This window comes from Reyranella sp. CPCC 100927, assembly GCF_007859315.1.
In the GTDB taxonomy this organism is placed as follows: domain Bacteria; phylum Pseudomonadota; class Alphaproteobacteria; order Reyranellales; family Reyranellaceae; genus Vineibacter.
In genome coordinates this window covers 38,532-57,017 of sequence record NZ_VOHA01000004.1, presented here as the reverse complement: position 1 = coordinate 57,017, position 18,486 = coordinate 38,532, and the positions used below count along the sequence as shown (strand labels likewise).

21 protein-coding genes and 1 tRNA gene are annotated in these 18,486 nt (G+C 65.3%); 15 read left to right on the top strand and 7 right to left on the bottom strand.

The genetic code is table 11. The features are described from left to right. From cyoC to FQU96_RS12960, 5 genes are read left to right on the top strand one after another with little or no spacing between them, the layout of a single operon-like run. Positions 1 to 630 (top strand): cytochrome o ubiquinol oxidase subunit III, encoded by a 630-nt coding sequence (gene cyoC / locus FQU96_RS12980; protein WP_146541702.1) that lies wholly within the window; start codon positions 1 to 3, stop codon positions 628 to 630. After that, on the top strand, positions 627 to 1,007 hold the full coding sequence (gene cyoD, locus FQU96_RS12975) for a cytochrome o ubiquinol oxidase subunit IV (RefSeq protein ID WP_146541701.1): 381 nt from the start codon (positions 627 to 629) through the stop codon (positions 1,005 to 1,007). The genes cyoC and cyoD overlap by 4 nt, the downstream gene beginning before the upstream one ends. Beyond that, on the top strand, positions 1,004 to 1,885 hold the full coding sequence (locus tag FQU96_RS12970) for an SURF1 family protein (RefSeq protein ID WP_255468017.1): 882 nt from the start codon (positions 1,004 to 1,006) through the stop codon (positions 1,883 to 1,885). The genes cyoD and FQU96_RS12970 overlap by 4 nt, the downstream gene beginning before the upstream one ends. Further along, positions 1,885 to 3,261 carry an ATP-binding protein gene (locus FQU96_RS12965; RefSeq protein ID WP_255468016.1) on the top strand — a complete coding sequence of 459 codons (1,377 nt, stop codon included), beginning with the start codon at positions 1,885 to 1,887 and terminating at the stop codon, positions 3,259 to 3,261. The genes FQU96_RS12970 and FQU96_RS12965 overlap by 1 nt, the downstream gene beginning before the upstream one ends. After that, positions 3,251 to 3,784, top strand: coding sequence for a response regulator transcription factor (locus tag FQU96_RS12960; protein ID WP_146541699.1), 534 nt, complete (start codon positions 3,251 to 3,253; stop codon positions 3,782 to 3,784). Before FQU96_RS12965 ends, FQU96_RS12960 begins: the two co-directional genes overlap by 11 nt. A gap of 134 nt (positions 3,785 to 3,918) precedes the next feature. Here the strand turns inward: FQU96_RS12960 and FQU96_RS12955 are convergent. Further along, positions 3,919 to 4,012: transfer RNA gene (locus tag FQU96_RS12955), tRNA-Ser, on the bottom strand. Between the two features lie 478 nt (positions 4,013 to 4,490). Here FQU96_RS12955 and FQU96_RS12950 point away from each other — a divergent pair. From FQU96_RS12950 to FQU96_RS12915, 8 genes are all read left to right on the top strand, one after another. After that, positions 4,491 to 5,720, top strand: a complete 1,230-nt coding sequence (locus tag FQU96_RS12950) for an ABC transporter substrate-binding protein (protein WP_146541698.1) — start codon at positions 4,491 to 4,493, stop codon at positions 5,718 to 5,720. Between the two features lie 216 nt (positions 5,721 to 5,936). Further along, entirely contained in the window at positions 5,937 to 6,803 is an 867-nt protein-coding gene (locus FQU96_RS12945) for a branched-chain amino acid ABC transporter permease (protein ID WP_146541697.1), read from the top strand. Beyond that, positions 6,800 to 7,963: a branched-chain amino acid ABC transporter permease gene (locus FQU96_RS12940; RefSeq protein ID WP_255468015.1), complete on the top strand. Its 1,164-nt coding sequence runs from the start codon at positions 6,800 to 6,802 to the stop codon at positions 7,961 to 7,963. Before FQU96_RS12945 ends, FQU96_RS12940 begins: the two co-directional genes overlap by 4 nt. Then, positions 7,960 to 8,679, top strand: coding sequence for an ATP-binding cassette domain-containing protein (locus tag FQU96_RS12935; RefSeq protein ID WP_146541696.1), 720 nt, complete (start codon positions 7,960 to 7,962; stop codon positions 8,677 to 8,679). Before FQU96_RS12940 ends, FQU96_RS12935 begins: the two co-directional genes overlap by 4 nt. Positions 8,680 to 8,688: 9 nt before the next feature. Continuing rightward, positions 8,689 to 9,396: an ABC transporter ATP-binding protein gene (locus FQU96_RS12930; RefSeq protein WP_178130485.1), complete on the top strand. Its 708-nt coding sequence runs from the start codon at positions 8,689 to 8,691 to the stop codon at positions 9,394 to 9,396. Positions 9,397 to 9,426: 30 nt separating this feature from the next. Further along, a complete protein-coding gene (locus FQU96_RS12925; protein ID WP_146541694.1) occupies positions 9,427 to 10,950 on the top strand; it encodes an amidase in 1,524 nt (507 codons plus the stop codon). Between the two features lie 90 nt (positions 10,951 to 11,040). After that, positions 11,041 to 11,340 (top strand): putative quinol monooxygenase, encoded by a 300-nt coding sequence (locus FQU96_RS12920; protein WP_146541693.1) that lies wholly within the window; start codon positions 11,041 to 11,043, stop codon positions 11,338 to 11,340. A 169-nt stretch (positions 11,341 to 11,509) separates the two neighbouring features. Beyond that, positions 11,510 to 12,787 carry a hypothetical protein gene (locus tag FQU96_RS12915; RefSeq protein ID WP_146541692.1) on the top strand — a complete coding sequence of 426 codons (1,278 nt, stop codon included), beginning with the start codon at positions 11,510 to 11,512 and terminating at the stop codon, positions 12,785 to 12,787. Positions 12,788 to 12,899: 112 nt separating this feature from the next. Here FQU96_RS12915 and FQU96_RS12910 read toward each other — a convergent pair whose 3' ends face one another. The 5 genes from FQU96_RS12910 to FQU96_RS12890 all read right to left on the bottom strand — a co-directional run bounded on the left by FQU96_RS12910 (position 12,900) and on the right by FQU96_RS12890 (position 16,358). Next, positions 12,900 to 13,190, bottom strand: coding sequence for a hypothetical protein (locus FQU96_RS12910; RefSeq protein WP_146541691.1), 291 nt, complete (start codon positions 13,188 to 13,190; stop codon positions 12,900 to 12,902). 29 nt (positions 13,191 to 13,219) lie between these two features. Further along, positions 13,220 to 13,837: a glutathione binding-like protein gene (locus FQU96_RS12905; protein ID WP_146541690.1), complete on the bottom strand. Its 618-nt coding sequence runs from the start codon at positions 13,835 to 13,837 to the stop codon at positions 13,220 to 13,222. 78 nt (positions 13,838 to 13,915) lie between these two features. Next, positions 13,916 to 15,118 carry a cytochrome-c peroxidase gene (locus tag FQU96_RS12900; RefSeq protein ID WP_146541689.1) on the bottom strand — a complete coding sequence of 401 codons (1,203 nt, stop codon included), beginning with the start codon at positions 15,116 to 15,118 and terminating at the stop codon, positions 13,916 to 13,918. Further along, the gene (locus FQU96_RS12895) at positions 15,118 to 15,537 is read right to left on the bottom strand and encodes a FixH family protein (protein ID WP_146541688.1); all 420 of its coding nucleotides are present in this window, start codon (positions 15,535 to 15,537) and stop codon (positions 15,118 to 15,120) included. Before FQU96_RS12895 ends, FQU96_RS12900 begins: the two co-directional genes overlap by 1 nt. Next, entirely contained in the window at positions 15,534 to 16,358 is an 825-nt protein-coding gene (locus FQU96_RS12890; protein WP_218574707.1) for an amidohydrolase, read from the bottom strand. Before FQU96_RS12890 ends, FQU96_RS12895 begins: the two co-directional genes overlap by 4 nt. A 180-nt stretch (positions 16,359 to 16,538) precedes the next feature. Between FQU96_RS12890 and FQU96_RS12885 the strand changes: the two genes are divergently transcribed. After that, positions 16,539 to 16,925 carry a PRC-barrel domain-containing protein gene (locus tag FQU96_RS12885; protein WP_146541687.1) on the top strand — a complete coding sequence of 129 codons (387 nt, stop codon included), beginning with the start codon at positions 16,539 to 16,541 and terminating at the stop codon, positions 16,923 to 16,925. 261 nt (positions 16,926 to 17,186) lie between these two features. Further along, positions 17,187 to 17,474, top strand: a complete 288-nt coding sequence (locus FQU96_RS12880; protein ID WP_146541686.1) for a hypothetical protein — start codon at positions 17,187 to 17,189, stop codon at positions 17,472 to 17,474. 4 nt (positions 17,475 to 17,478) lie between these two features. On the opposite strand, the gene FQU96_RS12875 is transcribed toward FQU96_RS12880, so the two are convergent. Beyond that, positions 17,479 to 18,462, bottom strand: a complete 984-nt coding sequence (locus FQU96_RS12875) for an EamA family transporter (RefSeq protein ID WP_146541685.1) — start codon at positions 18,460 to 18,462, stop codon at positions 17,479 to 17,481. Between the last annotated feature and the right edge of the window lie 24 nt (positions 18,463 to 18,486).

Below are 18,486 nucleotides of genomic sequence, written 5' to 3'. Positions count from 1 at the left end.
ATGAACGTCATCACCGCCCAGCCCGCGAACGCAGCCCCGGTGTTCCATCTGGAAGACGAGCACACGCATGCCGCAGGCGGCAGCACGATGCTCGGCTTCTGGGTCTACCTGATGAGCGATTGTCTGATCTTCGCCATCCTGTTCGCCACGTATGGCGTGCTCGGCGGCAACTACGCGGCGGGCCCCGCGCCGAAGGATCTGTTCGATCTCAATCTGGTCGCCCTCAACACGGCGATGCTGCTCCTGTCGTCGATCACCTACGGCTTCGCCATGCTGGCGATGGGGAGAAACCATATTGGCGAGACACAGGCATGGCTTGCCGCGACCGGCCTGTTCGGGCTCGCCTTCCTGGGAATCGAGGTCTACGAGTTCGCGCACCTGATCCACCAGGGGGCAACGCCGCAGCGCAGCGCGTTCCTCTCTTCTTTCTTCACGCTGGTTGGAACCCACGGCCTGCACGTGACTTTCGGCCTGATCTGGCTGACGACGCTGATGACGCAGGTCGCACAGCACGGCCTCACCGAGGCCAATCGCCGGCGGCTGACGTGCCTCAGCATGTTCTGGCACTTCCTCGATGTCGTCTGGATCGGCGTCTTCACGTTCGTCTATCTGATGGGAATGCTGCGATGACCGCACACGCCTCCCCTTCGAGTCCCGCCGCCGCCGGCCATTCCGAAGACCATGGGCATGGCTCGCTGCGCGGCTATCTGATCGGATTCGGTCTTTCGGTCCTGCTGACCGCAATCCCGTTCTGGCTCGTGATGGGCGATGCGCTGGGCAGCAAGCTGGTGACCGCGATCACCATCATGGTTCTCGCCGCGGCGCAGATCGTCGTGCACATGATCTACTTCCTGCACATGAACGCACGGGCGGAGGAAGGATGGACCATGATGGCGCTGATCTTCACCATCATCATGGTCGTCATCGCGCTGAGCGGCTCCCTGTGGGTCATGTATCATCTCAACACCAACATGATGCCGCTGCACGACATGAGCCGCATGCCATGATGGCTGGCACGACGACAACGCGTGCCAACAGCCACAACATCGCGGCGGCACATGACACGCACCCTGCAGGACCGACCGGACGCTCCGCGTGGACGCTCGGCTTCCTGGCCCTCGCGGCGGTGATCGCGATCGCCGGCTCTGCCGCGTTGGGCGTTTGGCAGCTTGAACGTCGTGCCTGGAAACTTGCTCTCATTGATCGAGTCGAACAGCGGATCCATGCCGTGGCGGCTCCCCTGCCGCAATCCAATGCCTGGTCACGGATCAATGCGAAGGACGACGCCTACAAGCGCGTCAGCGCCAGTGGCCGTTTCCTGCATGACCACGAGACGCTGGTGCGGGCTGTGACGGCGCGCGGCGCCGGCTTCTGGGTTCTTACGCCACTACGGACCGATGGCGGGCCGACGGTCCTGGTCAACCGCGGCTTCGTTCCGCCCGATCGGCGCGATCCGGCCAGCCGCCGGGAAGGCAACTCGGCCGGCGTGGTTCACGTCACAGGACTCCTGCGGACGACGGAACCGGGCGGGGCATTCCTGCGGGCGAACGATCCGGTCGTGGACCGCTGGTACTCGCGGGATGTCCCGGCCATCGCCGCAGCCCGAGGCCTTGCCGACGTCGCGCCCTTCTTCATCGACGCCGACGCCGCGCCCAATCCGGGTGGATGGCCGATCGGCGGTCTGACGGTTGTCGCGTTCAGCAACAACCACCTGGTCTATGCCCTGACCTGGTTTGCCCTCGCATTCATGCTCGGCGGCGCGCTTTTGTCCGTGGCGCGCCGGGAGTGGCGTTGGCGCAAGGATGGCCTAGAGTCAGGGTCGTGTACCGCTTCGAACCCCGTTCATGACAACCGGCATGGGGTTGCCGTCCCGGATCGCCGATGATGAGCCTGTTACCCACCGCCGATGGAGACACCCAGAGACCGTCGCGGCGTACGGAAGAAACGCCGGACGCGCGCTGGAAGTCGATCCTGGCGTCGTCGGGCGCCCAAGACACCACGAACCGGAAAAACATGGCGCTGCTGATCCAGCTGCGCTGGACAGCCGTCATTGGCCAGGTCGTAACCGTCATCGTCGTGCACGGGTGGCTCGGCATCGCCCTGCCGCTTGGCCCGATGGCCGCCGTGATCGCGGCCCTGGTGGCGCTCAACCTGGCAAGCCTTGCCTGGATCCGCACGCGCACCGACGTCAACAATCGTGAGCTGCTGCTGGCACTGATGTTCGATGTCGCGGCGCTCACCGCCCAGCTCTATCTCAGCGGCGGGGCGACCAACCCGTTCACGTCGCTCTACCTGCTGCAGATCACGCTCGGCGCCGTCCTTCTCGACGCTCGCTCGACGTGGTCGATCGTGGCGCTCACCGGCGCGAGCTTTGCCGCCCTCGCCGTCTTCTACCGCCCGCTCGACGTTCCGCGCCAAGGCCTTGCCGACCCGTTCAGCCTTCATGTCGTTGGCATGTTCATCGGCTTCCTGCTCAACGCCGTCCTGCTCGTGGTGTTCGTCACCCGCATCAACCGGAACCTGCGTGAGCGCGATGCCCACCTGGCCGCACTGCGCCAGCACGCCGCCGAAGAGAACCACATCGTCAGGATGGGGTTGCTGGCGTCGGGGGCTGCGCACGAGCTCGGCACGCCCCTGGCGTCGATGTCCGTGATCCTGAGCGACTGGCGGCGCATGCCGGCGCTGACATCGGACCAGGAGGTCGCCGAAGATCTCCGCGAGATGGAAGCGTCGCTTCAGCGCTGCAAGGCCATCGTCACGGGCATCCTCGTCTCGGCGGGTGAAGCGCGCGGTGAAGGGTCGTCGGCGACGACGGTCAACACCTTCCTCGCCGAACTCGCCGAGGAATGGCGCACGGCACGGTCGGTGACGACGTTCACCTTCACGAACGCTTTCGGGGCCGACCTGGCGATCGTTTCGGACGCGGCGCTGAAACAGGTGGTGTTCAACGTCCTGGATAACGCGCTTGACGCATCGCCGGCCTGGATGGCGCTGACAGCCGAGCACCGGGCCGACGTTCTGGTCTTGCGCATCAGCGATCGAGGTCCAGGCTTCTCGTCCGAGATGCTCGCACAGCTCGGCAAACCCTATCACTCCAGCAAAGGCCGCCCGGGCGGAGGACTGGGTCTGTTCCTCGTCGTCAATGTCGTGCGCAAGCTGGGCGGTCAGGTCACAGCGCAGAATCGTGCACATGGTGGGGCGGAGGTGACCTTGACGCTGCCCCTGGCGATGCTCGCGATCGGAGGCGAACATGCCAAATGACCGGGTGCTGCTGATCGTCGAAGACGATGCGAGCTTCGCACGAACGCTCCGGCGCTCATTCGAGCGCCGGGACTATACGGTGATGGTTGCCGCCGGACTCGACGATCTGCGCACCGCACTGGCGGTGCAGTCCCCCGGCTATGCCGTGGTCGATCTGAAGCTCGCAGGCGTCTCGGGCCTGGCCTGCGTCGAGGCACTGCACGCCCACGATCCGGACATGCTGATCGTCGTTCTGACGGGCTTCGCCAGCATCGCGACCGCCGTGGAGGCGATCAAGCTCGGCGCCTGCCACTACCTCGCCAAGCCGTCGAGCACGGACGACATCGAGGCTGCGTTCCGCAAGGCCGCGGGCGACACCGAGGTCGCCCTGGCCGAACGGCCGACCTCGATCAAGACGCTGGAATGGGAACGGATTCACCAGACATTGATCGAGACGGATTTCAACATCTCCGAAACAGCGCGGCGCCTGGGCATGCACCGACGGACCCTGGCCCGCAAGCTCGAGAAGCGTCCAGTGAAGTGACACGGGCCGGCAGCTCCGTGCCGGCGTACAGCCGCCAGGACCGGTCGCGCGGGAAGGACGCGACGGCTTCACCGTAACCGACACTCGGCGGGTGCCCAGAAGTGCACCTAAGTCATTGATTTTCCGCAATAAAATGGCGGAGGGGAAGGGATTCGAACCCTCGATACAGGTTTAAGCCCGTATAACGGTTTAGCAAACCGCCGCCTTCAGCCGCTCGGCCACCCCTCCGCGGGAACCGTTCAAGACCCGAGCAACCTATAACCACGCCGGATGCGCGGTCGTTCTAGCCTTGCGGGTTCTGGCCTGTCAATCGAACCGGTTCTTCATCCACCGCCCTGATCACACGGGCTCAGGCCGAACGGCGCGCCCACGTCCTCCGAATTTTCGACCGCCACCCCTAAGTGCGGCGAGGAATTTTGTGGCCGACGATCGCCAGCAGCTTCCTCGCGTCGCTCGATGACGCCACGGCGTGTCAGGGGACGCGCGGCCGGCATCGATGATCATGCGTATAACCGGGCGTTGCAGTCGCCAGCTTGACGCACAACGTCACCGCGCGGCGTTGCTGTCGGCTCGTTACCGGCTGCTCTCTTGACCGACGCGATTCACGCGCGCAGGCTCCCGTCCCGCGACCATCCGCGTATCACCACCGCGTCCTTCCTGGCATTCTATTTGCTGGACTTTGCCACGCTGCAAGGAGCCCTCGTCCATGTCCGTCAATCGTCGACGTCTTCTGACTTCCGCTGCCGCCGGCATTGGCGCTGCTTCCGTCGGACCCTTCTTCATCCGCGACCTGCGCGCCGAGGATGTCGTGAAGATCGCCGGCATCCACGACACGTCGGGCGGTCTCGACATCTACGGCAAGCAGATGGTCGCGACCATGGATCTCGCCGTCAACGAGATCAACGACAAGGGCGGCGTGCTGGGCAAGAAAATCAAGCTGATCAACTACGATCCGCAGTCCAACATCCAGTTCTACACGCAGTACGCCACCGAGGCGGCGACCAAGGAGAAGGTCGCGGTGGTGCATGGCGGCATCACCTCGGCCTCGCGCGAGGCGATCCGGCCGCTGCTGAAGCGCTTCAACACGCTCTATTTCTACAACACCCTCTACGAAGGCGGCGTGTGCGATCGCAACATCTTCTGCACCGGCTCGACGCCGGCCCAGACGCTCGAAAAGCTGGTGCCGTACCTGATGAAGAAAGCGGGCAAGAAGATCTACACCATCGCCGCTGACTACAACTATGGTCAGATCACCGCCAAGTGGGTGAAGAAATACGCACAGGACAACGGCGGCTCGGTGGTACAGACCGACTTCTTCCCGCTCGACGTCACCGATTTCGGCCCCACCATCAAGAAGATCCAGGCCGCCAAACCCGACGCCGTGATGTCGGCGCTGGTCGGCGCGGCACACATCTCGTTCTATCGCCAGTGGGCGGCCGCCGGCATGAACAAGCAGATTCCGCTGGCCTCCACCACCTTCGGCAACGAGGTGGTGATCACCTCGCCGGAAGAGCACAACGGCATCCTGGTGGTGTTCGGCTATCTCGAAGGCATCGACACGCCCGTCAACAAGGCGTTCGTCGAGACCATCCGCAGCAAGTACAGCATCCCGCACATGACCGAACTGGCGGCCATGACCTACCACGGCGTGCACATGTGGGCCGAGGCTGTCAAAAAGGCCAACTCGATCGACCGCATGAAGGTGATCGAGGCGCTGGAAAGCGGCCTCACTTTCACCGGCCCCGCCGGCAAGACAACGCTGGACGCCAAGACGCACCACAACATCCTCGACGTCTATATCGGCGAGGCGCGCGACAAGAAGTTCGTGGTGCTGGAGAAGTTCCCCGTACAGATGCCGGCCGATACGGCCGCCGTGTGCGATCTGAAGAAGAACCCGAACGACAACAAGCAGTACGTCATCGACGTGAAGACGTGATGCTCCCTTCTACCCGCGAAGGGGGAGAAGGTGCCCCGTTCGACGCTTGCGTCGAAGCACCTGGGGCGGATGAGGGGCGTTTTGATCTGTAACCGACGAGGACAGGGTAATGTCGGCTGCTGAGTGGGTTGCAGACCGCGAAGCCCCTCACCTTCCCATCGCCGGCGCGATGGGCCCCTTCCTCTTCCCGCCTGCTCGGGGAGAGGAGCCCTAGCTATGGACTACGCCGTCATCCTGGCGCTGCAGATCGGCAGCGCCATTGCGAGCCTGGTGCTGATCAGCCTCGGACTGGCCGTGATTTTCGGCATGATGCGCATCATCAACCTGGCGCATGGCGAGTTCCTGATGCTGGGCGGCTATGCCGCCATCACCGCCTACAACAACGGCGTCAATCTGTGGATCGCGATGCTGCTGGTGGCACCGCTGACGGTCGGCCTGTTCGGCATCGTGGTCGAGCGCCTGATCATCCGCCACCTGTACGGCCGCATGATCGACACCATGCTGGCGACCTGGGGGCTGAGCCTGGCGATGATCGGGTTCGTGACGGTGGTGTTCGGCAACACGGTATCGGGCATCTCCGCACCGCTGGGCAGCCTGACCATCGGCGCCTACCGCACCGGCGCCTATGAGCTGTTCCTGATCATCGTCGCGGCGCTGCTGCTGGTGGTCGGCTGGCTGGTCCTGCGCTACACGCGACTGGGGCTGATCGCACGCGGCACCATGCAGAACGCGGCCATGGCGGCGGCGCTGGGCGTCAGCCCGTCGCTGGTCTACGCGGTGACCTTCGGTGTCGGTGCCGCGCTGACCGGCCTGGTCGGCGGCCTGCTGGCCCCATTGTCAGGCGTGGTGCCCACCATCGGCGCCGCCTACATCGCCAAGGCATTCATCACGGTGATCAGCGGTGGTGCTGCGATCCTGTCGGGCACCGCCATCGCCTCGGGCCTGCTGGGCACCATCAACACCGCGATGACGTTCGCCTTCACGTCCGTGCTGGGCGAAGTCGCCCTGCTCGTCGCCGCCGTCGTCCTGCTGCGCATCCTGCCGCAAGGCATCACCGGCCGCTTCTTCCAGAGGTCGCTGTGAGCCGCGCCCTGCCCATCATCGGCAACGTCGCCGCGCTGCTGGCAGGGCTGGCGGTGCTGTTCGGGTTGCCGGCGTTTGCCGAAACCTACGTCATCATCAACGCCACGATCTTTGCCAGCTTCGCCATCCTGGCGCTGTCGCTGGCCCTGATCTGGGGATACGCCGGGATCCTCTCGTTCGGTCAGGCGGCGTTCTTCGGCCTGGGCGGCTACACCTACGCCGTCGCCGCCATCAATTTCGGCGACACCACGGGTGCGGCGGCGCTCGCCATCGCGCTGCCGGCGCTGTTCGCCGCCCTGCTCGGCTACTTCATGTTCTGGGGCCGCATCAGCGATGTCTATCTCGGCGTGATCACGCTCACCGTATCACTGATCCTCTACCGCTTCGTGAACCAGACCGCGGGCGAGGAATGGAACATCGGCGAGGCACCGCTGGGCGGCTTCAACGGCATTCCCGCCACGCCGATCCTGAACTGGCCGGGCCGCCCGGGCGAACAGCTGGCGCCGGAGAACATCTTCAGCCTCGCGGTCGGGTTGCTGATCCTGGTCTATTTCGGCTGCAAGGCGCTGTTGGCCACGCGCTTCGGCCGCATCGTGGTGGCAATCCGCGAGAACGAAACGCGCGTCGCCCTGCTGGGCTACGACACGCGCCTGTACAAGCTCGCGGTCTTCGTGGTCGGCGGCGCGCTGGGCGGCTTGTCGGGCCTGATGTTCGCCAATTCGGTATTCGTCAGCCCCACCATGTTCAGCCTGCCGGTCAGCGGCCAGATCATCATCTGGGTCATCATCGGCGGCCTGGGCACGCTGATCGGGCCGATTGTCGGCTGCATCCTGATGCAGATCCTGACCAACTGGCTGGGCACGCTCAACCAGGTGCCGGGCTTCGGCTGGGTCGACCCCAACCTGGTGCTGGGCGTGATCCTGGTGGTGTTCGTGCTGCTGGTGCCCAAGGGCCTGACGGCGCTGGTGACGGATGCGTGGCGGTGGATCATCCCGTCTCCCCGCACCGGCGGGGAGGTGGACGCCGCGCCGCGGCGGCCGGATGAGGGGCTTCGCGATGCCAACCCTTCTGGCGAGGTTGCCCAAACGCAAAGCCCCTCATGCGGCCCTTCGGGCCACCTTCTCCCCGCCTTCGCAGGGCGAAGGGAGGAAACCCCATGACCGCCCCGATCCTCGAGACGCGCGGGCTCACCATGCGCTTCGGCGGCGTCGTGGCGGTGAACGGCGTCGATTTCCGGCTGCAGGAAGCCGAGCTGCGCTGCCTGATCGGCCCCAACGGCGCCGGCAAGAGCACGTTCTTCAAGTGCCTTACCGGCCAGCTGCGTCCCAGCGGCGGCGATGTCTTGTTTCGTGGCAACAGCATCGCCGGCAGCGACAGCCACGCGATCGCCCGCCATGGCGTCGGCATCAAGACCCAGGTGCCCAGCGTCTTCGATGGTCTCTCCGTGCGCGACAATGTCTGGCTCGCCGCGGCGCGTACCAATCCGGGGCGGCTGGCCGAGCGGAAGACGGACGAGGCCCTGCAGCGGGTCGGCATCGGCGCCATCGCCCATCGCATCGTGGGCCAGCTGGCGCACGGCCAGCGCCAGCTCGTCGAGCTTGCCATGGTCGTGGCGCCCGAGCCCGACCTGATCCTGCTCGACGAGCCCGCCGCCGGCATGACCGACGATGAAGTCGATCGCCTGGTCGGCCTGATCAAGGAGCTCAACAAGCGCCACGCGCTTGTCGTGGTCGAACACGACATGCAGTTCATCCGCCGCGTCGCCAAGACCGTGACCGTGTTCCACCAGGGCGGCATCCTGGTCGAGGGCGACGTCGCCGACATTCTGGTCGATGCCCGCGTGCGCGACGTCTATCTCGGCAAACAGGCAGCGTGATCGGAGGCGATGATGCTGCGCGTCACCGGTCTCGCCTCGGGCTACCAGAAGATCCCCGTCGTCATGGGCATCGACGTCACGGTGGATGATGGCGCGTTCGTCGGCGTGCTGGGCCACAACGGCATGGGCAAGAGCACCCTGCTCAAGACCCTGGTCGGCCAGCTGCCCGCCACCGCCGGCCGCATCGAATTCGCCGGCAGCGACATCACGCGGGCCCCGACGCACATCCGCGCGCGGCTGGGGCTGCGTTACGTGCCGCAGGGACGCCAGATCTTTCCCGGCCTGTCGGTGCTCGACAACCTGCGCATGGGTGCGGCCGGCGCCGGGCTTGCCGACGAGGTGATCGACGGCGTGCTCGAGGAGCTGCCGCGGCTGAAGCCGATCCTGGGCCGCGCCGGCGGTGTGCTGTCGGGCGGTGAGCAGCAGATCCTGGCCTTGGCACGCTGCCTGTGCGGCCGCCCGAAGATGATGCTGCTCGATGAGCCGACCGAAGGCATTCAGCCATCGATCATCGAGGAAATCATCGATATCCTGCTGCGGCTGAAGAGCAAGAGCGGGCTCACCATCATGCTCGTCGAACAGAACCAGGATTTCATCCGCCGCCTGGCCGATCGCGTGCTGATCATCCAGAAAGGTCGCATCACGGGCGAGGTTGCGCCCGAGCGCCTGGGTGATCCGGCCTTGATTGCCGAGTTCGTCGGCATGGAAGCGACGTAGGTTTTCTGCAACCGACAAGGAGGGACTGCCATGGGTAGCGTCAAGATGCCGACAGCGGCCGAACTCAGCGCCGTGGGCAAGCAGCTCGGCATGAATCTGTCGGAAGCCGACATCGCCTTCTTCCAGGAGACGATGGCCGGCAGCGTCGCGGCCTACAACCTGCTGGAAACGCTGCCCGATAACCTGCCGGCGGTGAAATACCCGCGCACGCCGGGCTACCGGCCCGAGGGCGAGGAGAACAAGTACAATCTCTGGTACGTGAAATCAGAGATCAAGGGCGCGCCGTCGGGCAAGCTCGCCGGCAAGCGCGTGGCGATGAAGGACAATGTCTGCGTCGCCGGCCTGCCGATGATGAACGGCGCCTCGACCCTGGAAGGCTACGTGCCCGACGTCGACGCCACGGTCGTGACACGGGTGCTGGATGCCGGCGCCACGGTGGTCGGCAAGGTGCATTGCGAGTACTTCTGCTTCTCCGGCGGCAGCCACACCAGCGCCGCCGGCCCGGTCCATAATCCGCGCAAGTACGGCTACTCGGCCGGCGGCTCCTCCTCGGGCAGCGGCGCCGTGATCGTCACCGGCGAGGCCGACATGGCGATCGGCGGGGACCAGGGCGGCTCGATCCGCATGCCGGCGGCCTATTGCGGGATCGTCGGACTGAAGCCGACCTGGGGCCTGGTGCCCTATACCGGCATCATGCCGATCGAGCTCACCATCGACCACACCGGACCGATGACGGCCAACGTTGCCGACAATGCCCTGATGCTGGAGGTGCTGGCCGGTCCCGACGGACTCGATCCGCGCCAGATGGGCTGCACCACCGACACCTACACCAAGGCGCTGGGCGGCAGTGTCGCCGGCATGAAGATCGGCGTGGTCAAGGAAGGCTTTGGCCATCCCCAGTCGGAGAAGGTTGTCGACGACCTGGTGCGCAAGGGCGCCACGCGCTTCAAGGAGATGGGCGCCACGGTCGAGGAGATCTCCATTCCCTGGCACCTTACCGGCATGGCGGTGTGGTCGGCGATCGCCAGCGAGGGCGCCACGGCCCAGATGATGAATGGCAACAGCCATGGCTTCAACTGGAAGGGTCTCTACGTCACCAGCCTGGTCGATGCGCATTCGGCCTGGAAGAGCCGTGCCGACGAGCTGTCGGACACGTTGAAGACCACGATCCTGTTCGGGCAATACGCGCTCAACAAGTATCGCGGCCACTACTACGCCAAGGCACAGAACCTGGCCCGCAAGCTGGTGGCGGCCTACGACACGGCGCTGGCCAAGTACGACCTGCTGCTGATGCCGACGCTGCCGCTGCGGGCCACGAAGCTGCCCGAGCCGGGCGGCCCGCGCATGGACATCATCAATCGCGCCTTCGAGATGCTGCCCAACACCGCGCCGTTCGATGTCACCGGCCACCCGGCCATTACGGTGCCGTGCGGCATGAGCGACGGCCTGCCGGCCGGCCTGATGCTGATCGGCAAGCATTGGAACGAGTCGACGATCTATCGCGCCGCCGACGCCTACGAAAGGAGCCACGACTGGAAGAAGGTGACCGCGTAGTTAACCCTTCATGTCGAGCGCAGCGGGGCATCTCCTTGAAACGGGGCCTCCTCGCTGCGCTCGGGGTGACAGCACATTCAAGAGTCCCCCATGATCACCATCACTGCCATCCTGCGGGCCCGCAAGGGTACGGAAACGACATTGCATCAGGCCCTGCTGGCGGTGGCCGCCAATGTCGCGCGCGACGAGCCGGACACGATCGACTTCTTCATCGCCCAGGGACGCGACGATCCCACGATCTTCACCACCTACGAACGCTTCACCGATGAAGCCGCCATGGACCGGCACAACGGTTCCGATGCCGTCGCCGCCTTCTTCAAGGTGGCGGCGCCGATCCTCGATGGCGACGTGATCCTGCACACCTGCCGCGAGGTCAGCACCAAACGCTGATCATCGGGTATTTTGCCTCCCGAAAGACATCTGCCTGTAGCGCTGCCGGGTCACTTTGGCGGGAGCGACTGCGGGTTTTTTGGGCTTGTTCTTTTCGTGTGGACCATGGCTATGTTGCGTTTCGTTTACCGCGTTTGCCCGCCACAGGAGGCCTCAGGTGCGGAGGCTGTTGACCACTGCGCTTGCGTTCGGCCTCGCGATGGCTGATCCCGTCGATGTGCTGGCCCAACCGGATGTCGCCGGTGCCCGGGCTGACGATACGGTCTATCTGGTCGATGGTTACCTGCCGCGCTTTTCGCTGAAGAAGGCGATGAACAAGCGCTACGGCGTGGCTTTCGACAAGCTGCAGACCACGATCCTGCAGCGCCAGATGAACGGCGAAGCGCTGACCTGCTCGACACAGATCCTCACCGAGGCCCACTGGCTGATCCAGTACACCAACGAGACCGCGCGTATCGACCGGCGGTTGGAGGACCTGCGCCGCAGCCTGAACTATCCGGCCACGCGCCAGCGACAGGCCGAGTTGCAGTCGCCTGAGGATGGCTCCTGGGGCGGTTGCTACGAGGAGTGGTTCCTGCGCGTGCACGCCAGCGCCGATCCCATGAAGGTTCTCGCACGCCAGGGCGGGCGCCCGGCCCATCCCCTGAAGTTCCTCGAGCCCGTCAACACGCCGCAAAAGGTCGCCACCTATCTGCGGCCGCTTCTGGTGTCGCAGGTACAGCACAACGGGCGCAATCATCGCAAGGAACTGAACCTGATGATCGCCGGGCTGGGACAGATCCTGTTCCTGCCTGAGCTCGCGTACATGTTCGATCCCTCCTTCCCGCGCGAGGAAATCGCGCAGGGCCTGCGCGATTTCATGGACAAGGAGTGGCAGGATCCGGAGACCGGCTATTGGGGACCGTGGTACGAGATCGACGGCAAGATCGTCAAAACCGAGGACCTCAGCATCACGTTCCATATCGCGAGCTATCGCGCCGGCCAGATCCCGCGCATCCGCGAGATGGTACGCACGACGTTGCGCATCCGCGACCGGCGCTATCCGTTCGGCTGGCACGACCGCGGCACGCAGAACAACCACCATGCCTATGACGTGGTGCGCCTGCTGCGCCTGGGCTGGCCGCACATGTCCGACGAGGAGAAGGCCAACGCCTGGGCCGAGATTCTCATCATGATGGCCCGCGCGCGGCGGCTGTCGATGAACACCCTGGCCGAGTTTGACGCCAGCCCCTACAGCAGCGTCGACGAAGCCTACTATTTCGGCGTGTCGCTGTTCGACGAGCTGGGCTACTTCCGCGACTCCAAGCGCTTCTGGGCCTTCTGGCCGACCTGGAAACCCGACGATTCCGAGGAGCTGCGGCAGAAGATCCTGGCCAACATCGAGCGGCTGGGCGTCCGCACGCCGATGATGCATGAAGCCAAACGCAAGCTGCTGGCGACCGATTGACTATCTTTGGACCGCGCGCGTCCACGCGCGCATCGGCGCGTCAGCGCCGACGATGTCTCGCTCTGCGCTTCGCGCCGAGCGAGTGCGGGCGTGGACGCCCGCGGTCCAAAAACTAACGCGTGCGCTCCAGGTCGGCGATGCGCCGCTCCATCTGGCGCATGCGCCCTTCCAGGGCTGTGACCTGATCGGCCACGTCATTGAGCCGGGTGGCGGTCCGTTCGCTGTCGACCGCCAGGGAACTCAGGGCATTGCCGATCGCCAGGACCAGAAGGTAGTGCTGCCGTTCGGACATCGACTCCTTCTGGGCATGCGCCGGGCCAATCACGAGTCTCTCCCAGGCCATGCCGCCCACGGTCGCTGTCGCCACCCCCAGCGCGAACGCAAAAAGCACGCGGCGTGACATGTAGCCTCCTGAACCTCGGATGTCGCGTATCACGGTACCGCCATGCCCTTCTTCACCGCCGCGCGCTGGCCCATCTGATCGAACCAGCGACGCACATGGGGGAATTCGGCGAGATCGATCTTGTGCCACTCATGACGGGCCGCCCACGGATAGGTGGCGATGTCGGCAATGCTGTACTCGCCGCCGCCGCACCACTCGACCGCACCCAGCCGCTTGTCGAGCACGCCGTAGAGCCGGCGCGTCTCGTCGCTGAAGCGCTTGATGGCATAAGGCACCTGCTCGGACGCGAAGCGCACGAAATGGTGCGTCTGGCCCAGCATCGGGCCGAAGCCGCCCATCTGCCACATCAACCACTGGATGGCGTCGAAGCGCTTGGCGCGATCGGCGGGCAGGAAGCGGTTGGTCTTGTCGGCCAGGTACAGCAGGATGGCGCCCGACTCGAAGCAGGCATAGGGCTGCCCACCCGGCCCGTCGGTGTCGATGATGCCGGGAATCTTGTTGTTGGGACTGATCTTGAGGAAGTCGGGCGTGAACTGCTGGTTCTTCGTGATGTCGATCTTGTGCACGGTGTAAGGCAGCGCGCACTCTTCCAGCATGATGCTGATCTTGCGCCCGTTGGGCGTCGCCCAGGTATAGAACTCGATCATCGTCCCCCCGACTTGTCGCGACCTGCAGGATGTCGCGACACTAGGCCATTCGCCCCACCCCGGCAATCGGGCAGGCGATCACCCGCGGCACGCCGGGTCGGTCACGGATGTCCGGCGGCGGAAGGGTGGTGACTCGTCGGACAAGGTCTTCAGGAACGCGATCAGATCATCGATCTCGCCGCTGTCCAGGCGCAGCGGCTTCAGGATCCGCTCGCCGTCGGCATGCAGGCGCTCCTCGTTCAGTTCGGAATAGTGCCGCACCACAGAACGCAAATCGGGCAGCGAGCCGTTGTGCATGTAAGGCGCCGTCCGCGCCACGTTGCGCAGCGACGGTACCTTGAACTCACCGAAATTGCGATGCTGCAAGGCGACATGCCGCGTGCGCAACCGCGTGTTACCGCCGGCATCGTCGTTGTGAGGTCCCAGCAGATTGAAAGGATCGGCCTGCAGCCGACGAATGCCGTCATGCCGACCGGGGTCGACACCGCCGCCCGGCCGGAAGAACGGCACGCCGATGTCGGCGAACTCGCCGTTGGTGAACAACGGCCCGACATGGCAGACGGAGCAGTTGCCCCTGCCCATGAAGATCGCCAGGCCACGGCGTGCATCGTCGGGATAGCGCCGCATGGCCTCGCGGTCATCGCGTGCCAATGCGTCGCGAAAATCATCGAAGGGCGTGCGGCCACTGACGAGCGTCTCCTGGAATGCCGCCAGCGCCTTGCCCGCGGCAATCAGCACAGCCTCGTCGGCCATGAACGCCGGCGGTTGACCGAAGACGCGCTCGAAGCGGCAGGCCAGGTCGTCATCGGCGCGCACGCGCTCGGCGATGCGCGATGCCGAGGACGCCATCTCGCGCGGTTCCAGCAGCGGTCGCACGCTTTGAGCCCACAGCGAATCGTGGGCACCGTCCCAGCCGTACCACCGATTGACGCCGACGTTCCACAGCGCCGGTGTATTGCGATCGACTGTCTGTTTGCCGACGCCACGCGCGAAGCCGTCGGTCCAGTCGAGCGACGGCGTGTGGCACCAGTCGCAGGCCATGCCACCGTCGCCCGAGAGCCGACGGTCGAAGAACAGCCGCTCGCCCAGGTCGATCGCCGCCGGTTGGCCCGACACACGATTGCTGGGATCACGCGACGGCGGCGATGGCCACGGCCCATGCGAGAGGACGCGCCGGCGTTCGGTATCGGTGAGCGCCGTCGATTGCGCCTGCAGCGACGCCAGCGGCAGGCATGTCAGCGCCGCGGTCAGGATGGCCATCGCCGCGCGCCGGATCACCATCACTCCACCACGATCTCGTCCATAAGGCGCTCGACACTCTCGCCACTGCGCAACTCGACGATCAGTCGCCACTGGCCCGGCATGTGAAACAGCAGACCCTCGACGCGATAGCGTCCGCCGCCCAGCGGCGTGACGCTGGCGCGGTAGTTCATGCCGTGACGATGTGCCGGCATGTCTGCGTCCACGGTGAGCGACTCCACGGGCTTGGCGCCCTCGCCCGCGCACACCGCCAGCTCGACCGCGAAATGCGCGCCGACGGCAATGGTCCTTGGTTCGGTGCGATACGCCACGACACGGCCCGGGGTCCGCAACACGCCCGACGCCTCACCGATCAACGGCGGTTCGCACGCCTGGCTCGCATGGACAGAAGCGACAGCGATCGACGCCACGCCGGCAGCCAGCATGCGCGATCGCCTCATCGTCCCTCCATCATGCGGCCGAACACCGCGTCACCGGTCCGCCAGGCGATCCTTTCCGCGACCCCCTTCGGCAGGTCGGCAAGCCAGGTGCGTGAGAAGTTGGCGTGCTCTCCGATATAGTGCCAACGCTCGGGCGTGAACGTGTCGGTGCCGACCATGAAGCGATCGGGGAATTCCAGGAACGCCGCGCGCCACGCAGCATCGAGCTTCCCACCGGCGGCATGGTCGCTGCGGAAGGCAAGATCGCACCAGAGGTTGGCATGCTTGCGCAGCATCGCGCGCACCGTCTCCGGCGGCGCGAAGCCGGCATGCGCCCACAGGATGCGCGCGGTGGGGTCCTGCGCGAACAGCCGATCGACGGCATCGGCGTCAGAATGCGCGTGCAGGAACAGCCCGTACTGCTTGGCCAGCTGCACCAGGCGACGCATCACCGGCAGGTCGGCGTCGGCCCCGTAGATGTGGAACTCGCCGATCGCAACATAACGGTACTTCTTCAAGCGTTCTTCGACGTAGCCGACCACCGACTCGTCGCGCATCCAGGTGCCGATCTCGCCGCGCGTGCGATAGGGCCGCAACTCGGGCACGATGAGGTCGGGTGCGGCAGCATACAGGCGCTGCGTACCTTCATCATCGGAGCTCGAGACCATGGCGCGCTTCAACCCCGCATTGCGCAAGATCGCGACGGCTTCCGATACCGGTACGCTTTGCCACGCGTCGTGACTGTAGTGCAGATGCGCATCGAAAATCGGCAGAACGTCGGCGGACCGTGCCGGCCCCCATACGAGCGCCAGCAGGCTGGCCGTTGCCAGGATTCGCATCATTGGGGCACCCCACGGCTCCGTACCTTCTTGCTTGCACCCAGCGTACCACGACGCTGCCGATGCGCGCGACGGGCACGGCAGACCGGCTCATCACCAATCAGTGCGTCGTCTGACACACGCCTCGGGGGAACCACGGCTTTCCGCCGCCGTTGGTTGACAGCCACTACCTTGGAGCGGGCCATGGACCGCAAGACCGCGGCGCTGAGCGCGAAAGCACAAATGACGTCGGGACCGCTGATCGCCGCCGACAAGGTCGAAGGCACCAGCGTCTACAACAAGGCCGGCGAGAAGCTCGGTACGGTCGACCACATCATGTTGGACAAGGCCAGTGGCCGGGCGATCTATGCCATCATGTCGTTCGGCGGCTTTCTGGGGATCGGCGAAAAATATCACCCACTACCCTGGAAAGAGCTCGTCTACGACGATGACAAGGGTGGCTACATCGTCAATCTCGACAGGCGACGGCTTGAGGGCGCCCCCTCCCACGCCGGCGACGACTTCCAGTGGACACCCGACTACGGCCGCTCCGTCGACCAGTACTACGGCGCCCGCTCCTTCTGGGACTGAGCGTTCCCACATTCGACACACGAAATGCAACGACGGCGGCGCCGGCGCGTTATACCAGCAACCTTGCTCGTCGCCCCTCGGTCGGCGGAAGAGGCCAGGCCGGGCGCGTGGTTGGACACCTTCGGACGCGCCCGGCCGACCTGCGATCCGGCACCGTCGTATTTTTCAGTAGTCCCCTTGAAGAACGCGTCATCGGGACCCAAATCGCGCTCCGCCATGGCATGATGTCCCTGGCGAGCTTGCGCGGAGACGCATGCGATCATGATCGAGCGTATTGCCCGAGCCATGTATGCGTCGGAGCACCTGGTTAATCGTGCTACCGGCCAACCCCTGGCATGGGAAAACCTTCCACCGGCCGTTCGACTGCGATGGCGCAAGCGCAGTCATGCGGCGATCGCGGCCATGCGGGAGCCCGAGCCCGCGATGATCGCCGCCACCAGTGCTGCCGTCAGTACCGACGGCATCGGCCAGCTGCCACCGAATGCAACAGCGAATGACGTCTGGCGCGCCATGATCGATGCCGCCTTGCGCCTCGAGGACAAGCGGTAGTCCGTCACGATCGAGATGCCGTCGGCAGACGCTCCGAGTCTTGGTGGAGGCGCGCCGCTGGTTGGCGCTCGGGTGACCGCTTGGGGGCCGCTGTCCGGTCGACGCGCCAGACGACAACGACGGCCCCCACCACCAGAGCGAAGCCAACCAGGAAAGGCCAGCTCAGCTCCTCGCCGAGGAATAGCCAGCCCAGCGCCACGGCAATGACCGGATTGACGAATGTGTAGGTCGCGACGAGCGGTGCCGGCGCGTGATCGAGAAGCCAGATATAGGCGGTAAAGGCGATCAACGAACCGGCAACCACGAGATATGCCAGCGCAGCCCATGACACGGCCGATATGTCGTCGATGGTGACCGCCTCCCAGTCGCCCGTCCAGAGGCTCAAGAGCAGCAGTACCACGCCGCCGCTCAGCAACTGCATCGCCGCGAAGTCGATCGCCGGCGTCGCGGAACCCTGGCGTTGTGACACAACCGATCCCGTCGCCCAGGAGAACGCCGAGGCCAACAACAACAGCACGATGACCGGATCGATCGCCCCACCGTTGGCCGCGCCGCCCTGCCAGGCGATGAACGCCACGCCGACCAGGCCGGGAAGCAATCCTATCAGGCTCATGGCGCCGGGGCGGCTGTCGGCCGGCCGCAGAAAGTTGATCACCACGATCCAGAACGGAATTGTGGCCAACATCACCGCGGCCAACCCTGTCGGCACGTGCTGCTGAGCGTAGGCCAGGACGCCGTGGCACCCGGCGAACAGCAGGACGCCGCTCAATGACGCCCATCCCCAGGTACTGGCCGACACCAGCCCGGGCCGCCGCAGTTGCACGAAGCCGAAGAGGATCACGCCGGCCACGGCCGTGCGCACACCCATCAGCAGGAGCGGCGGCAAGGACTTCAGACCCAGCGCCACCGCAAGATAAGTGGATCCCCAGACGACATAGATGGCCGCGAAGGCGGCAATGAACCGGCTCTGCCTCCACAGATGGACCATGGCGACCTCCGTATCCGGTTGGGC

Excerpts from the sequence above, each read along its gene's own strand:
- cyoC (WP_146541702.1), top strand. The coding sequence starts at position 1 with ATGAACGTCATCACCGCCCAGCCCGCGAACGCAGCCCCGGTGTTCCAT.
- cyoD (WP_146541701.1), top strand. The coding sequence starts at position 627 with ATGACCGCACACGCCTCCCCTTCGAGTCCCGCCGCCGCCGGCCATTCC.
- FQU96_RS12970 (WP_255468017.1), top strand. The coding sequence starts at position 1,004 with ATGATGGCTGGCACGACGACAACGCGTGCCAACAGCCACAACATCGCG.
- FQU96_RS12965 (WP_255468016.1), top strand. The coding sequence starts at position 1,885 with ATGAGCCTGTTACCCACCGCCGATGGAGACACCCAGAGACCGTCGCGG.
- FQU96_RS12960 (WP_146541699.1), top strand. The coding sequence starts at position 3,251 with ATGCCAAATGACCGGGTGCTGCTGATCGTCGAAGACGATGCGAGCTTC.
- FQU96_RS12950 (WP_146541698.1), top strand. The coding sequence starts at position 4,491 with ATGTCCGTCAATCGTCGACGTCTTCTGACTTCCGCTGCCGCCGGCATT.
- FQU96_RS12945 (WP_146541697.1), top strand. The coding sequence starts at position 5,937 with ATGGACTACGCCGTCATCCTGGCGCTGCAGATCGGCAGCGCCATTGCG.
- FQU96_RS12935 (WP_146541696.1), top strand. The coding sequence starts at position 7,960 with ATGACCGCCCCGATCCTCGAGACGCGCGGGCTCACCATGCGCTTCGGC.
- FQU96_RS12930 (WP_178130485.1), top strand. The coding sequence starts at position 8,689 with ATGATGCTGCGCGTCACCGGTCTCGCCTCGGGCTACCAGAAGATCCCC.
- FQU96_RS12925 (WP_146541694.1), top strand. The coding sequence starts at position 9,427 with ATGGGTAGCGTCAAGATGCCGACAGCGGCCGAACTCAGCGCCGTGGGC.
- FQU96_RS12920 (WP_146541693.1), top strand. The coding sequence starts at position 11,041 with ATGATCACCATCACTGCCATCCTGCGGGCCCGCAAGGGTACGGAAACG.
- FQU96_RS12910 (WP_146541691.1), bottom strand. The coding sequence starts at position 13,190 with ATGTCACGCCGCGTGCTTTTTGCGTTCGCGCTGGGGGTGGCGACAGCG.
- FQU96_RS12905 (WP_146541690.1), bottom strand. The coding sequence starts at position 13,837 with ATGATCGAGTTCTATACCTGGGCGACGCCCAACGGGCGCAAGATCAGC.
- FQU96_RS12900 (WP_146541689.1), bottom strand. The coding sequence starts at position 15,118 with ATGGTGATCCGGCGCGCGGCGATGGCCATCCTGACCGCGGCGCTGACA.
- FQU96_RS12895 (WP_146541688.1), bottom strand. The coding sequence starts at position 15,537 with ATGAGGCGATCGCGCATGCTGGCTGCCGGCGTGGCGTCGATCGCTGTC.
- FQU96_RS12890 (WP_218574707.1), bottom strand. The coding sequence starts at position 16,358 with ATGATGCGAATCCTGGCAACGGCCAGCCTGCTGGCGCTCGTATGGGGG.
- FQU96_RS12885 (WP_146541687.1), top strand. The coding sequence starts at position 16,539 with ATGGACCGCAAGACCGCGGCGCTGAGCGCGAAAGCACAAATGACGTCG.
- FQU96_RS12880 (WP_146541686.1), top strand. The coding sequence starts at position 17,187 with ATGATCGAGCGTATTGCCCGAGCCATGTATGCGTCGGAGCACCTGGTT.
- FQU96_RS12875 (WP_146541685.1), bottom strand. The coding sequence starts at position 18,462 with ATGGTCCATCTGTGGAGGCAGAGCCGGTTCATTGCCGCCTTCGCGGCC.